Annotated in this window: 14 protein-coding genes; 2 read left to right on the forward strand and 12 right to left on the reverse strand. The window is 46.4% G+C overall.

Going from position 1 to position 13,524, the window contains the following annotated elements:
* Positions 1 to 84: 84 nt before the first annotated feature.
* Genes pcaF through paaA form a run of 10 tightly spaced genes read right to left on the reverse strand, consistent with a single transcriptional unit; the run spans position 85 to position 8,463 of the window.
* Entirely contained in the window at positions 85 to 1,287 is a 1,203-nt protein-coding gene (gene pcaF / locus AABS66_RS13555) for a 3-oxoadipyl-CoA thiolase (protein WP_430225037.1), read from the reverse strand.
* The gene (gene paaI, locus AABS66_RS13560; protein ID WP_272681299.1) at positions 1,280 to 1,723 is read right to left on the reverse strand and encodes a hydroxyphenylacetyl-CoA thioesterase PaaI; all 444 of its coding nucleotides are present in this window, start codon (positions 1,721 to 1,723) and stop codon (positions 1,280 to 1,282) included. The genes pcaF and paaI overlap by 8 nt, the downstream gene beginning before the upstream one ends.
* Positions 1,720 to 3,270 (reverse strand): 3-hydroxyacyl-CoA dehydrogenase, encoded by a 1,551-nt coding sequence (locus AABS66_RS13565; protein ID WP_430225038.1) that lies wholly within the window; start codon positions 3,268 to 3,270, stop codon positions 1,720 to 1,722. The genes paaI and AABS66_RS13565 overlap by 4 nt, the downstream gene beginning before the upstream one ends.
* Before the next feature lie 2 nt (positions 3,271 to 3,272).
* A complete protein-coding gene (gene paaG, locus AABS66_RS13570; protein ID WP_206085086.1) occupies positions 3,273 to 4,067 on the reverse strand; it encodes a 2-(1,2-epoxy-1,2-dihydrophenyl)acetyl-CoA isomerase PaaG in 795 nt (264 codons plus the stop codon).
* Between the two features lie 2 nt (positions 4,068 to 4,069).
* Positions 4,070 to 4,843: a 2,3-dehydroadipyl-CoA hydratase PaaF gene (gene paaF, locus AABS66_RS13575; RefSeq protein WP_206085082.1), complete on the reverse strand. Its 774-nt coding sequence runs from the start codon at positions 4,841 to 4,843 to the stop codon at positions 4,070 to 4,072.
* A gap of 8 nt (positions 4,844 to 4,851) precedes the next feature.
* Positions 4,852 to 5,910: a 1,2-phenylacetyl-CoA epoxidase subunit PaaE gene (paaE, locus tag AABS66_RS13580; protein WP_206085080.1), complete on the reverse strand. Its 1,059-nt coding sequence runs from the start codon at positions 5,908 to 5,910 to the stop codon at positions 4,852 to 4,854.
* 10 nt (positions 5,911 to 5,920) lie between these two features.
* A complete protein-coding gene (paaD, locus tag AABS66_RS13585; RefSeq protein WP_206085071.1) occupies positions 5,921 to 6,430 on the reverse strand; it encodes a 1,2-phenylacetyl-CoA epoxidase subunit PaaD in 510 nt (169 codons plus the stop codon).
* 4 nt (positions 6,431 to 6,434) lie between these two features.
* A complete protein-coding gene (gene paaC, locus AABS66_RS13590) occupies positions 6,435 to 7,193 on the reverse strand; it encodes a 1,2-phenylacetyl-CoA epoxidase subunit PaaC (protein ID WP_430225039.1) in 759 nt (252 codons plus the stop codon).
* Positions 7,194 to 7,203: 10 nt separating this feature from the next.
* Entirely contained in the window at positions 7,204 to 7,491 is a 288-nt protein-coding gene (gene paaB / locus AABS66_RS13595) for a 1,2-phenylacetyl-CoA epoxidase subunit PaaB (protein ID WP_206085056.1), read from the reverse strand.
* Positions 7,492 to 7,524: 33 nt separating this feature from the next.
* On the reverse strand, positions 7,525 to 8,463 hold the full coding sequence (gene paaA / locus AABS66_RS13600; RefSeq protein WP_430225040.1) for a 1,2-phenylacetyl-CoA epoxidase subunit PaaA: 939 nt from the start codon (positions 8,461 to 8,463) through the stop codon (positions 7,525 to 7,527).
* Between the two features lie 321 nt (positions 8,464 to 8,784).
* Here paaA and paaZ point away from each other — a divergent pair, with 321 nt between their 5' ends.
* Together paaZ and AABS66_RS13610 are read left to right on the forward strand one after the other, a co-directional pair.
* Positions 8,785 to 10,848, forward strand: a complete 2,064-nt coding sequence (gene paaZ, locus AABS66_RS13605) for a phenylacetic acid degradation bifunctional protein PaaZ (protein ID WP_430225041.1) — start codon at positions 8,785 to 8,787, stop codon at positions 10,846 to 10,848.
* 48 nt (positions 10,849 to 10,896) lie between these two features.
* Positions 10,897 to 11,706 (forward strand): class I SAM-dependent methyltransferase, encoded by an 810-nt coding sequence (locus AABS66_RS13610; protein ID WP_430225064.1) that lies wholly within the window; start codon positions 10,897 to 10,899, stop codon positions 11,704 to 11,706.
* A 4-nt stretch (positions 11,707 to 11,710) separates the two neighbouring features.
* On the opposite strand, the gene AABS66_RS13615 is transcribed toward AABS66_RS13610, so the two are convergent.
* Both AABS66_RS13615 and phrB read right to left on the reverse strand, forming a co-directional pair.
* The gene (locus AABS66_RS13615; RefSeq protein WP_206085043.1) at positions 11,711 to 12,022 is read right to left on the reverse strand and encodes a monooxygenase; all 312 of its coding nucleotides are present in this window, start codon (positions 12,020 to 12,022) and stop codon (positions 11,711 to 11,713) included.
* Positions 12,023 to 12,082: 60 nt separating this feature from the next.
* Complete coding sequence (gene phrB / locus AABS66_RS13620; protein ID WP_206085041.1) at positions 12,083 to 13,522, reverse strand: deoxyribodipyrimidine photo-lyase; 1,440 nt, start codon at positions 13,520 to 13,522, stop codon at positions 12,083 to 12,085.
* Positions 13,523 to 13,524: the final 2 nt, after the last annotated feature.

Here is a 13,524-nt window from a genome sequence, read left to right on the forward strand (position 1 = left end):
CCAGTTTTCGTTGATGACGTTGCTGGTTTTCGCCTGAGCAGGTGTCGGATTTCAGGCGGTTATTATTGATATGAATGCGTTTTTTCAGACTCGTTCGATAATCATGGCGATGCCTTGCCCTACGCCAATACACATGGTACATAGGGCGTAGCGACCTTGTTTGCGATGAAGTTCATTCATCGCGGCAATAGCGAGTCTTGCACCGCTCATCCCTAATGGGTGACCTAAGGAAATCGCGCCACCATTGGGGTTTACGTGCGAAGCGTCATCGGGTAAACCTAACCCCCTCAATACGGCGAGAGCTTGTGCTGCAAAGGCTTCATTTAGCTCAATAACATCCATTTGGTCGATAGTTAAACCCGCCATTTTCAATACTTTTTGTGAGGCAGGGAGCGGGCCAATCCCCATCAATCGAGGCTCAACACCACAAGTAGCAGTGGCAACAATACGGGCGCGTGGGGTTAAACCTTGCTGTTTCGCAATTGTTTTGGATGCAATAATTAGCGCAGCGGCGCCATCATTTACGCCAGAGGCGTTTCCTGCAGTGACAGTGCCATTTTCACGAAACGGTGTTTTCAGCTTTTGCAGTTGCTCAAAGGTGGTTTCTGCTCGAGGATGTTCATCTTCAGTGACCACGATTTCATTTTTGTGCTGTTTAATGGTGACAGGGACAATTTCTTGCGCAAATATACCGTTAACTTTAGCCCGTTCAGTGCGCTGCTGGCTGCGTAGTGCAAATGCATCTTGGTCTGCACGGTTGATCTGGTAGGTTTCTGCCACATTTTCAGCCGTTTCAGGCATGGAATCAGTACCGCATTGTTGTTCCATTAATGGGTTGATGAACCGCCAACCGATTGTAGTATCAAAGACTTGGGCTTGGCGTGAGAAAGCCGATTCTTGTTTCCCCATAACAAACGGTGCGCGGCTCATTGACTCAACGCCCCCTGCAATCATTAACCCTGATTCACCTGCTTTAATACTTCTCGCGGCAAGCGCGATTGCATCTAGCCCAGAACCGCATAAGCGGTTAATAGTTGTGCCTGAAACCGAAATGGGCAAGCCAGACAGCAAACCCGCCATGCGAGCCACGTTACGGTTGTCTTCACCCGCTTGGTTTGCGCAACCTAAAATAATGTCATCAGTCAGTGACCAATCTAACTGCGGGTTCCTTGCCATTAACGCTTTTAAGGGTAAAGTCGCGAGATCGTCAGGACGCAGGGAAGAAAGAGCACCACCATAACGGCCTATCGGAGTACGCACACCATCACAAATATACGCATCAATCATGGCAAGCCTCCTCTAAGCGGTGCCCTAAACGATGAGAGCGCCCTTGGAATAAGGCAAGTGTTTTGCCATCTTGGTTAGTTATTTCGACGTTATAGAGCCCGTTACGTTTGCCTTGATATTTCACTTTTGCGGTGGCAGTGAGTAAATCCCCTTCAAAGCCTGGACGGATGAAATCAATGGAACACATAGACGCAACAGCAGCATACCCTTGGCTATTACAGGCGTAGGCAAATGCGGTATCGGCAAGGCTAAAGAGTTGCCCACCATGGCAGGTCTTATGGCCATTAAGCATATTTGCAGTGATTGGCATTTTTAATTGCGCAAAGCCATCTTCGACTTTCTCAATCGACATACCCATTGCCTTTGCACATGCATCATCACGATACATAATATGAGCGGATTGTTGAGCAGTCGTGATATTCGGCACAGAAATCATAGCAACTCCTTGAAAGATAAAGACTGATAACCTGCAGCTAACTGCCTAAGTAATGGGTTGGGACGATAACGGCTATCCCCATAAAACTGCGCAAGTTGCTCAAGTACCGATAACATACGCGGCCAACCGAGTTGAGCTCCCCAAGTTAATGGGCCTTTGGGATAATTCACCCCAAAGCGCATGGCATTATCGGTATCTTGTACAGTAGCAACCCCTTTATTCACGACATCGAGTGCTTCATTACATAACATCGCAACCGTTCTCATCGTTAACAGCGCAGGGTAATCAGGTAGTACAATCACGTTTTTCCCAAGAGACTGAAAAAAGGCGATCGCGTGTTGGTTTTGTTGCGTATTGTTTTGCGTTGCGCAGGTGAGCGTGATGGCGCTTGCGGAAAGATAATTTGCCGATAAATCAAATAAAACCACCGCTTGCCCTGATCGCTGTGCATGAAATGATGCCAATTCACCATTTGTTAACATAATCATAACGTCATTAACAAGGAGGGTGGGAGATTGATTTGGCTGTTGTGCTAATCCTTCGAGTGAGATCCCATTTTCAGATAAAAGCTGCGCAAACTCAGGAAATATCTGCCAATCGCCACCAACTTTTACAGTTTGGGGGTGGTTAAGATGAACTTTTGCGGCAAATGACGCAGTGGGTTGTGGTTTATTATCATCATAATGATAGAAACCTTGTTTTGATTTTCGACCAAAATGCCCTGCTTGCACTAATTCCAATTGCATTAATGAGGTTTGAAAGCGTGGGTCATAACCGAAGGCCTGAAATACGGATTCAGTCACGGCATAGTTGACGTCATGGCCAATGAGATCAGTGAGTTGCAATGGCCCCATTGCAAAGCCTCCTGCATCCCGCAGCACACTATCTAACGTGGCTGGGGAGCCCACTTGCTCTTCGAGGGCGCGTAAGGTCTCTGCATAAAAAGGCCTTGCTACGCGATTGACAATAAACCCAGGTGTTGAGCGGCAAATAACGGGTACCTTACCCCATGAGAGAGTCAATGCTTTCAACTGTTCAATAACTTCAGATGATGTTTCTAGGCCACGAATCACCTCAACCAATTTCATCACGGGAGCTGGGTTAAAAAAGTGTAAGCCAGCAAGCCGTTCAGGGTGTTTCAATTGGCAACCAATCGCTGTAATCGACAATGACGATGTGTTACTCGCAAATATTGTTGATTTATGACAAATGCCTTCAAGTTCACCGAAGATAGACTGTTTTATTGCTAATTTTTCTGCAACAGCTTCTATGACAAGTTGGGCACTAGACAACTCAGACAAGTGTTGAGCGACATGAATGTTAGTGATCAGCGTTTCTATCGTTTTTGACTCAGCCTTTCCTTGTTCCACACGTTTACGTAAGCGTTGCGTCATCGTGTCTAATGAACGGGTTAATACATCTTGGTTAATATCAAACAGTAAAACGGTAAGCCCTGCGGTGGCAGCTACCTGCGCAATACCAATACCCATAGTGCCAGCGCCGATAACCGCAATTGTCGTGATGGTAGAAGTTGTAGGGAGTGTCATGGTTATCGCCCCTTAAACTGCGGTTCGCGTTTGTTTAAAAAAGCACTTACCCCTTCGCGGTAATCTTCGCTACGTCCACCTAAACGCTGCAAATCGCGCTCAAGGTCTAGTTGTTCATCTAGGGTATTGGTTGCTGCGCAGTAAATGGCTTTTTTGATTAGGCCGAGACCGTAGGTAGGTTGTGTCGCAAGGTGTTGAGCTAGTTGCTGAACAGTGTCTGTGAGTGCTTCATTTTCAGTAACTTGCCAAATCATTCCCCATTGCAATGCTTGCTCTGCGCTGATTTTGTCCCCCAATAATGCCATGCCCATCGCTCTGGCGTGCCCAGCTAGCTGGGGCAAAAACCAGCTTCCCCCTGAATCGGGAACTAAACCCAGGCGGCAAAATGACTGAATAAAACTGGCACTTTTGGCGGCGATAACAATATCTCCAGCTAATGCGATAGCTGCACCAGCGCCTGCCGCGACACCATTGACTGCGCAAATAATGGGTTTTGGTAAGGCCGTAAGACGGCGGATCAGTGGGTTATAATAGGTTTCTACAGAAAAACCGAGATCAGGCGCTTCGCTACCGACGTTGACATTACGATCGTTGAGATCTTGCCCTGCACAAAAGCCACGGCCAGCCCCTGTGATCACTAAGCAACGCACCGTGTCGTCACGTTCTGCAATTTTGATGGCATCACTCAACTGACGATGCATTTCATCATTGAAACTATTGAGCCTATCAGGGCGGTTTAAGGTTACCGTAAGAACCCCATTTTCCAGTGCGGTGAGGATCATCGCTTCGTTTGTCATGGTTATTGTCCTGTAAACTGAGGTGGGCGTTTTTCAAAGAAGGCTGCGATCCCTTCTTGCCGATCTTGCGTGCCTGCTAAGGCCACAAAATATTGGCGCTCTAGTTTTAGTCCCTCAGTAAGGTGGTTATCTTGGGCGTGGACTAAGGCTGCCTTTGCCGCACGCACGGCTAAAGGCGCATGCTCTGTAATGCGTTGTGCAAGTCGTTGAGCACGTTCGACCACTAAATCGTCAACGCAAATTTCACTGATTAAGCCCACTTGGAGTGCGTGTTTGGCACTAATCGGTTCCCCTGTCAGCACCATTTGCATCGCTAAAGATTTGCCTACAGCGCGGATCAAACGCTGTGTACCGCCCGCTCCAGGCATTAAACCGAGGGTAATTTCGGGTAACCCAAAACGGGCGGATTCCCCTGCAATCACCATGTCACTGGCGAGTAGTAGCTCGAAGCCTGCCCCGAGTGCATACCCATTGGTGGCAGCGATAATTGGCTTTGATATCATGGATAAACGACGCCATACTTGAGGGCGTTTATCCGTTATCGCGTTAGCGACAGTTTGCTGTTGTAGCTCTTTAAGATCCGCGCCAGCAGCGAAGAAACGCGGGTTGCCAGCGATGACTATCGCACCGATTTCCTCATTGTTATCAGCGGATTCAAGATGTTGTACCAGCAACTCAAGGCATTGGGTGCTAAGCGCGTTACGCACTTCGGGGCGATTCAACGTTAGAGTAAGAACACGCTGATTTTGCTGAGATAAAATCCAGGGGTTTTTCATTGCGCTTCCTATACGTCAAAGTCTAAAACAACGCCATCACCCTTTGGCCAGGCTTGGCAACTCAGGATGTAACCATCGGCAATCTGGTCTGGTTCAAGACTGTAATTGACGCCCATTTCCACTTCTCCTGAACGCAATTTGCATTTACAGGTTGCACACACGCCCCCTTTACAGGCATATGGCAGGTCAGCGCCTTGGCGTAATGCCGCATCCAAAATGCTGTCATCTTGACTGTCCATGCTGATATTCAAAGTGCGACCATCAAGGTGAATACTGACTTGGCGAGTTTCATTGGACTTGGCGGCAGTGGGTTTAAATTTTGCTCCTGATGTGTTGAAACGCTCAGTGTGTACGAATTCTTTTGGTATGCCGTAACTCACGAGGGTGTCATGCACCTCATCCATCATACTTTCAGGGCCGCAGATAAACGCGTGGTCAAATTGTTTAAAATTTAATAGTGTGTTACCTAATGCCAAAAGCTGTTGCTGGCTAATACGCCCGCTAAGGAGTTCACTGTCTTGAAGCTCTTGGCTAAACAGATAAAGCACTTGGAAACGCTCAGCAAAGCGGTTTTTTAAGTCTGAAATACTCTCTTTAAACATCACAGAACGGCTATTACGATTACCATAAATCAACACAAAATGGCTTTTAAGCTCTGTTTGCAATGTGGCTTTAATGATTGAAAGCAGTGGGGTGATCCCAGAGCCCGCAGCAACGGCAAGGTAGTGTGCATGGGTATGCGTTTCAGGCTGGTAGCCAAACTGCCCTTGTGGGATCATTACATCGAGGCTATCGCCGACATTCAGTTGTTGGTTGATAAAATTAGAAAAGCGTCCTTCATAAATGGCTTTTACGCCAATTTTTAGTGTCTCTTCGTCAGGTGAACTACAAATGGAGTAGCAGCGGCGCAAATTTTCACCATTAATTAAGGCTTTTAAGGTGAGATGCTGCCCTGGACGGTAACGATATTGTTCGCGTAAGGCATCAGGAATATCGAACGTCACCGCAACGGCGTCAGGGGTGTCGCGCTCAATGGCGGCAATACTTAAACGATGAAATACAGTCATATGAGTGCCCCTAAATACATTTAAAGTAATCAAATGGCTCTAAGCATTCGGCGCACTTATACAATGCTTTGCATGCGGTTGAACCGAATTCGCTAATTTTTTCAGTCTGTTCGCTATCACAGCGTGGACAACGAATGGCTCCCTTGTGCTCAGGGTGCTCGCAAGAAGTGCCTTGTGGCGGCGCAATACCAAATTCACGCAAGCGCCTTTTGGCATCTTGGCTCATCCAATCGGTGGTCCAAGCAGGAGCTAACATGACTTCAATATCAACCTGTTCAAAACCCGCATTGCCCAAAACCGTTTTAATTTCATTGATTAAAAATTCGGTTGCAGGGCAACCCGAATAGGTCGGTGTAAAAATGACTTTCCAACCCTGGTTATCTGGAAGCACTTTGCGGATCATGCCAAGATCAGTAATAGAGAGTGCAGGCAGCTCAGGATCGGAAATTTGGTGCAGCTGTTGCCAGATCTGATGAACTTGGGGTGATTGAAGCTCGTTGAATTGCAGTCTCTGTTCCATAGCATCACCACTGGCTATTTGGGTAAGCGCGTTGCATAAATTGCAATTGCGTTAACAGCAGGCCGAGATGTTCAGTATGGCTGCCTTGCTTACCCCCTAAACGATAAGCGTCTTTCTCAGGTACGCTAAGCGTGGCTTCATCAAAGATTTCATTGATGGTGTTTAACCATGTGTCTTTCAAAGAACGAGGATCAACGGCAAAACCCGCTTCGCTGAGGGCAATTTCAATGTTATCTGCGTGAAAAAGTTCACCAGTAAAGCGCCATAATGCATTAACAGAATCTTGCATTCGTCGATGACTTTCCTCTGTACCATCCCCTAAACGGATCATCCAATTACGGCTAAAGCGCAGGTGGTAAATTGCCTCTTTGAGGGATTTTTCTGCAATAGCCGAAAGTTGTTCATCGCGGCTATGGATCAGGGCTTGGTAGAGTGGAACGTGATAAGCGTCCATAAAAAATTGGCGTACCAGTGTGTCATCAAAGCCGTTATTTGGCTGTTCAGCGAGTAATAGATTGCTGAATTCTCGTTCATCACGTAAAAAGGCCAGCTTATCTTCATCATAATCGGTGCCTTTTAGCTGGGCGGCGTAGCTTAAAAAATTGCGTGCTTGCCCCAGTAAATCCAGGCCAATATTAGAGAGTGCGAGATCAATTTCGATTTCAGGTGCATGCCCACACCACTCACACAGACGTTGTGCAAGAATTAATGGCGAGTCACCGAGCCGTAATGTGTAATGATGGAGCTGTTCTTGATGATTCATGAGGTGCTCCTTACATGTTTTTAATGCCATCAGGGATGGTGTAAAAAGTTGGATGGCGGTAAACCTTGGTGTCCGCAGGGTCAAAGAATGTGCTTTTATCTTCAGGCTGCGATGCAATTAAATGGGCAGCTTTGACGACCCAAATCGAGCAACCTTCGCTGCGTCTAGTGTAGGCATCACGGGCGTTTTCTAGCGCCATTTGGTCGTCTGAGGCATGTAAGCTTCCGACATGGCGGTGAGCCAAACCTTGTTTACTGCGAATAAAAACTTCATATAAAGGCCAATCTTGGTTATTCATGGTATTTTCCTTTTCTGAGCATTGGTCAGTAAACTACGCTGCGGATTTTATGGACTTTTGCTTGCGACTATGTGCCATGGCACCTTCGCGTACCCATGCTCCGTCTTCCCAGCCTTTACGCTTTGCACCCAGGCGCTCATGGTTACAAATGCCGTTACCTTTAATCACTTGGTAAAACTCTGCCCAATCAATTTCCCCGAAGCGGTAGTGACCCAGCTCGTCATCCCACATGAGATCAGGATCAGGAATGGTCATACCGAGTGCTTCGACTTGGGGCACAGTGTTATCGATAAATTTTTGACGGAGTTCGTCATTACTAAAGCGTTTGATTTTCCACGCCATACTTTGTGCACTGTGCGGAGAATCGGAGTCATTCGGGCCAAACATGGTGAGAACAGGCCACCAGAAGCGATTTATTGCATCTTGTAACATCGCCTTTTGTGCTTCAGTGCCTTCTGCTAGGGCCATCACGGCTTCATAACCTTGGCGTTGGTGGAAACTTTCTTCTTTACAAATTTTCACCATTGCACGTGCATAAGGGCCGTAGGATGCACGGCATAGCGCGACTTGGTTCACAATCGCGGCTCCATCGACTAACCAGCCAACTACGCCTACATCAGCCCAATTCAACGTGGGGTAATTAAATATCGAGGAATACTTCATTTTTTCATCAAGCAGCTTTTGGTAGATATCTTGGCGAGAACAGCCAAGGGTTTCTGCTGCGCTGTATAGATAAAGGCCATGGCCAGCCTCATCTTGAATTTTGGCGAGTAAAATAGCTTTACGGCGCAGCGTCGGTGCGCGGGTGAGCCAATTGGCTTCCGGGAGCATTCCCACGACTTCGGAGTGGGCATGTTGGCCGATCTGGCGAATAAGGTTCTGCCGATAGGCATCGGGCATCCAGTCTTTGGGCTCGATGGAAATATCCGCTTCGATTTTGGCCTCGAAGTTAGCCTGATTTTTCTCGTTCATTGATTTTTCCATTAAGTGATTCGAAAAATATTTTTAATTTAAAATAATGAATCATTTATATTTAACATTGATGCTAGGAATATTTAACATAAAGATCAATGTTCATTAACTTAATTCTGCGAGGCACTTCACAAGGTTTTATTATAAATGGAATAAAATCAATAATATATATTCATTGTTTTTTGTATGGATTTGAGTGGGAACTTAGATTTATGCAAATTTGTTTTTAATTTGTTAAATTTAAATTAGCATCTATGATTATTTTTATGATACATATTTAAATATTGGTTTTGTTTATTTCCTTTATTTCTGGAGTGAGATATGCAGCATTTAACAAGTTACATTATGGGGAAGTGGGTACAGGGTAATGGTAAAGAGCGGGCGATCTATCATGCACTTACTAATCAGGCTTTATACGCGGTGACAACCGAGGGGCTTCCTTTATCTGACAGTCTGGCCTATGGGCGAGAAGTTGGAGGGGAGGCGCTATCTGCTATGTCATTCCAGCAACGGGGGCAGATGCTTAAAGCGGTGGCCAAGTATTTGTTGGAACATAAGGCGGAACTCTATGCGATTTCAGCGCAAACAGGGGCAACAAAAGCAGATAGCTGGGTGGATATTGAAGGGGGTATTGGGACGTTATTTGCCTATTCAGGTTTGGCAAGTAGAGAGCTCCCCGATGACACCATTTGGCCTGAAGGTGACACGGTTCCTTTGTCTAAGCAGGGGCAATTTATTGGCCATCATATTTTGACCTCTCGCCGTGGCGTGGCGCTGCATATCAATGCTTTTAATTTTCCTTGTTGGGGAATGCTAGAGAAACTGGCACCTACGTGGCTAGCGGGTATGCCTGCCATTATCAAGCCTGCGACAGCATCGGCTCAAGTCACCCAAGCGATGGTCAAGCTGATGGTCGACAGTGGTTTGGTACCTACGGGGGCTATTCAGCTGATTTGTGGTGGCGTCGGGGATATGTTTGATCACCTTGATTTTGAGGATGTCGTCACGTTCACAGGGTCAGCCTCCACAGGGCAAAAACTTAAATCCCATCCGCGTATCATAGAAAAATCAGTGCCTTTCACCATGGAAGCCGACTCACTGAACTGTGCGATCTTAGGGAATGATGTGCAGCCAGAACAGCCTGAATTTGCATTGTTTATTAAAGAAGTGACCAGTGAAATGACCGCAAAGGCAGGGCAAAAATGCACGGCCATTCGTCGTATTATTGTACCGAAAAATCAGTTAGACAATGTTAAACAAGCACTGCTTAAACGGTTATCGGCGACGACAGTTGGTGACCCCGCAGTTGATGGGGTACGCATGGGGGCGTTGATTAATTTAGAACAGCGCCAAGATGTGCAGACGAAAGTGGATTATCTACAAAACAATGGCTGTGAAGTACTCTGTGGTGGGCAGTTTGAACAATTAGCGGTCATCGGTGCTGATAGCCAAAACGGTGCCTTTTATCCACCGACATTATTGTACTGCGCAGAGCCATTTAAATCTTCGGCCGTTCATGAAACTGAAGCATTTGGCCCTGTTGCGACGTTAATGAGTTATGAAAGCCTTGAGCAAGCGGTGCAACTTGCTATTCTCGGGGGCGGTAGCTTGGCGGGCACATTAGTGACAGCGGATGCACAGGTCGCTCAATCAGTGATCCGAGCAAGTGCACGCGCACATGGACGCATGTTGGTATTAAATGAGGCATCGTCGGCAGAATCAACAGGACACGGCTCACCACTACCTCTACTAGTGCATGGTGGGCCTGGGCGTGCAGGTGGCGGTGAAGAACTGGGTGGATTGAGAGCGGTGAAGCATTATATGCAGCGCACAGCCATTCAGGGGAGCCCATCGATGTTAACCGCGATTAGCCAGCAGTGGATCCGTGGTGCGGAGATGGTAACTGATGTTGTTCATCCATTTCGAAAACATTTTGAAGACTTAGTGATAGGCGATACGTTGCTCACAGCAAGGCGTACGGTGACGGAGGCCGATATTGCTAATTTTGCTTGCCTCAGTGGTGATAATTTCTATGTGCACGTGGATAAAATCGGGGCGGCACAATCACTGTTTGGTGAACGTATTGCCCATGGGTATTTTGTGGTTTCAGCCGCAGCAGGTCTGTTTGTTGATGCAGGCGTTGGGCCAGTTATCGCAAATTATGGCATGGAAAATTTGCGTTTTATCGAACCCGTAAAAATTGGCGATACGATACAAGTTCGTCTAACGTGCAAGAAAAAGATAAAAAAACCACAGAAATTAGCCGAAGATAAACCAAATGGTGTTGTTGAATGGGATGTGCAAGTCTTTAACCAAGACGATACAGCCGTGGCACTTTATAGCATTTTGACGCTGGTGGAACGCCGTCATGGGGATTTTCATTAACCATGATTGTGATGAAACGGTTACAAACAAATAGGTGCTTTTTCAATCATTTTCTGTTGTGATGGGAAATCGCTAACAAAATGTCAGGAAACAGAAATGAAAACGCACCATCAAGCGGTTTATCAGCAATTTGATGAGCAAGCCAACGCCTATTTAACCAGTCAAGTTCATGCGCAAGGTGAAGATTTACTCGCCTTGCAGAGGTTGCTACAGGGTTGCCAAGCTGAGGATGTCCTTGACCTTGGCTGTGGTGCAGGGCATGCGAGTTTTTATACCGCGCCATGGGTTAAATCTGTCACAGCATATGATCTGTCTGACTCGATGCTGAGTGTTGTGGCGAAAAACGCGCAAGAGCGCCAATTAACCAATATCGCGACCTGCAAAGGCACAGCTGAACAACTGCCGTTTGCAGATAATCATTTTGATCGGGTGATTAGCCGCTATTCTGCACACCATTGGCATGATGTTGAAAAAGCGCTGCGTGAAGTCTGCCGTGTATTAAAAGTGGGTGGAAAAGGCATTTTTATTGATGTGGTTTCACCAGGTCACCCATTGTTGGACATTTATCTGCAAACCGTTGAAGTTTTAAGGGATACATCGCATATTCGCGATTATTCCGCAGGGGAATGGGCAGGGATGTTCAACAATGCAGGGCTATTTGTTAGTGGTGTTCAAAGTTTCCGTTTGCCCCTTGAATTTACCAGTTGGGTTGAACGGATGCGAACGCCACAACCTTTAGTTGAGGCAATTCGCCAATTTCAAAACACGCTCAGTGATGAAGTGAAACACCATTTTGCATTACAAGCAGATGGCTCATTTACCTCTGATGTGATGCTATTTGAATTTCATCGCCAATAAGTGCTTATTTTGCGATAAACTGCGCTTGGTTAAGTTGGCTGAGTGCGGTGTTCACGGCAAAAATTTCCCCTCGGACATCAGGCACACCAAAGGCTTTTAAACGCGCACTGTGTTTGGTTAAATATGCGTTTGCCTCTTGCTCAGAAGCAAACATGTAAACTCCACCTGCCATTTGAGTTTGTTGGTTTTCAGTCCAAATCTTCCAGATAAAACCAGGTTCTTGGTTGATTGACTGAGCTAAATCATTCATTGCTGCCGTCATTTCTTCGCCCCATGGGCCTTGGTATGGGAAGTCTACCTGTAAAATTACGCTCATCGATTGCATCTCCTTATCATTAGGCTTGCATAATAACCCTTAACACAAATAATAACTTTGCTATTTATCGTATTTAAGACTATTGCGTTTACCTGCTTCAAACGCATCCAGTGTGTTTAAACGCGCCTGTTTGTGATCAACGATAGGTTTCGGGTAATCAATGGCTATATTGTTTTCTTCTGCCCATTCATGGGGGGTATGGATATATTTATCAGGGACGCCATTTAATTCAGGGAGCCAATAGCGGATAAACGTGCCCTGAGCATCAAACTTTTTCCCTTGTGTGGTCGGGTTGAAAATACGAAACCAAGGGGAGGCATCCACACCTGTAGAGGCTGACCATTGCCAGCCGCCGTTATTCGCCGCTAAACTCCCATCAATCAGCTGGGTCATAAAGTATTTTTCCCCTTCCCGCCAATCAATGAGTAAATCTTTGACTAAGAAACTCGCCACAATCATTCGTAACCGATTATGCATCCAGCCTGTGGTATTCAGCTGCCGCATGGCTGCATCAACAATTGGGTAGCCCGTTTGTCCGATTTTCCATGCCTCAAAATCGGTAGGTGAATCATTCCAATGAATATATTGTGTCCAATGAATAAAGGGCTGGTGGCGGCACAGGCGAGGAAATGCCACTAAAAGGTGGGTATAAAATTCACGCCAAATTAATTCATTTAACCAAGTGAATGCGCCGCTATCAGGGTAGTCAAGAAATTGTGGGTTTTCAGCTTGCAAACGATTGATGCACTGGCGAGGGGATAACACTCCAATCGCGAGGTATGGCGATAGCTGGCTAGTGCCATTAATGGAGGGGAAATCTCTATCATGTTGGTAATCTGTAACTTTTTTAGCGCAAAACTGCCTGAGCTGCTTTAAGGCCGCTTGTTCACCTGCAGGGAAAGATTGCGCGATGTTTTGATCCTCATGAGGAAATAGCGGCAGGATTGTTTTAATCTCTAACGGCTTTGAGCGCTGAGCAGGGGCACGTAAGGAACGGTAGTCTGTGACAGTGAGTTGGGTTAGAAAAGCACGGCGAAATGGGGTATAAACTTGGTACATCTCACCTTTTTGATTTGTTACTGCGCCAGGTGGGAGCAACAGCGCATCATCAAAAGTATGGACATGCATTGGTGATGCGTGTTCTATCAACCACTCATCACGTTTCTTTTCATTCCATTCATACTGCCGATTGAAAAACAAGGCATCCGCCTGCTGTTCTTTGGCGTAATTTAGTACCCATTTAGCGGCATCTACAAAATTATCCACAGTATGGCAAATGAGTGGGATACCTAACTCAGCAAGGGAATGTTGTAATTCGACAAGGTTTTGATGAATAAAGGCGATTTGCCGTACAGAGACATCATGCTGTTTCCACTGTTCGGGCGTGGCGGTATAGAGGGCGATGACATTGGCCTGCGGGTCAGCGCAGGCCGAGGAAAGGGCTTTATTATCTGTGACGCGTAAATCATGACGAAACCAGATAAGATGCTTGGCTGCCACCG

It is taken from the genome of Providencia sp. SP181 (assembly GCF_050446505.1).
Classification (GTDB): domain Bacteria; phylum Pseudomonadota; class Gammaproteobacteria; order Enterobacterales; family Enterobacteriaceae; genus Providencia; species Providencia vermicola.

Excerpts from the sequence above, each read along its gene's own strand:
- pcaF (WP_430225037.1), bottom strand. The coding sequence starts at position 1,287 with ATGATTGATGCGTATATTTGTGATGGTGTGCGTACTCCGATAGGCCGT.
- paaI (WP_272681299.1), bottom strand. The coding sequence starts at position 1,723 with ATGATTTCTGTGCCGAATATCACGACTGCTCAACAATCCGCTCATATT.
- AABS66_RS13565 (WP_430225038.1), bottom strand. The coding sequence starts at position 3,270 with ATGACACTCCCTACAACTTCTACCATCACGACAATTGCGGTTATCGGC.
- paaG (WP_206085086.1), bottom strand. The coding sequence starts at position 4,067 with ATGACAAACGAAGCGATGATCCTCACCGCACTGGAAAATGGGGTTCTT.
- paaF (WP_206085082.1), bottom strand. The coding sequence starts at position 4,843 with ATGAAAAACCCCTGGATTTTATCTCAGCAAAATCAGCGTGTTCTTACT.
- paaE (WP_206085080.1), bottom strand. The coding sequence starts at position 5,910 with ATGACTGTATTTCATCGTTTAAGTATTGCCGCCATTGAGCGCGACACC.
- paaD (WP_206085071.1), bottom strand. The coding sequence starts at position 6,430 with ATGGAACAGAGACTGCAATTCAACGAGCTTCAATCACCCCAAGTTCAT.
- paaC (WP_430225039.1), bottom strand. The coding sequence starts at position 7,193 with ATGAATCATCAAGAACAGCTCCATCATTACACATTACGGCTCGGTGAC.
- paaB (WP_206085056.1), bottom strand. The coding sequence starts at position 7,491 with ATGAATAACCAAGATTGGCCTTTATATGAAGTTTTTATTCGCAGTAAA.
- paaA (WP_430225040.1), bottom strand. The coding sequence starts at position 8,463 with ATGAACGAGAAAAATCAGGCTAACTTCGAGGCCAAAATCGAAGCGGAT.
- paaZ (WP_430225041.1), top strand. The coding sequence starts at position 8,785 with ATGCAGCATTTAACAAGTTACATTATGGGGAAGTGGGTACAGGGTAAT.
- AABS66_RS13615 (WP_206085043.1), bottom strand. The coding sequence starts at position 12,022 with ATGAGCGTAATTTTACAGGTAGACTTCCCATACCAAGGCCCATGGGGC.